Source organism: Streptococcus parasanguinis (genome assembly GCF_001578955.1).
Taxonomy (GTDB): Bacteria; Bacillota; Bacilli; order Lactobacillales; family Streptococcaceae; genus Streptococcus; species Streptococcus parasanguinis_U.
Window position 1 is genome coordinate 1 of record NZ_KQ969741.1, and the last position, 397, is coordinate 397.

The following is a 397-nucleotide window of genomic DNA, read 5'->3' on the forward strand; positions in this document are numbered from 1 at the left end:
CAAACCTTGACCTTTACTTTGCCGGCTTTAGGAGCTAGTATTTGGAAGGTAAAACGCAAGGTGCGTAAGACAAAATCTAAAACATCAGATAAGAAATGACGATCGGTTGACTCTATGGGAGTCCAAGCTTTAAAAAGAGGAAGTAGTCAATGAAGAATGAAATGCTCGCTTTAATTCTTGCCGGAGGGCAAGGAACACGTCTTGGAAAATTAACCAAAAACATCGCAAAACCTGCGGTTCAATTTGGTGGGCGCTATCGGATTATCGATTTTGCGCTATCAAACTGCGCCAACTCAGGAATTCACAATGTTGGTGTGATTACACAGTACCAGCCACTGGCCCTCAATAGTCATATTGGAAATGGTTCAAGCTGGGGATTGGATGGAATCAATACAGG

The 397-nt window shown here is 42.8% G+C and carries 1 protein-coding gene; it reads left to right on the plus strand.

Translation table 11 applies throughout. From position 1 onward, the window contains the following. Window positions 1-149: 149 nt before the first annotated feature. Window positions 150-397: sugar phosphate nucleotidyltransferase (locus SPADD19_RS11040; RefSeq protein ID WP_164905875.1), on the plus strand; the 248-nt coding region annotated here is incomplete at its 3' end.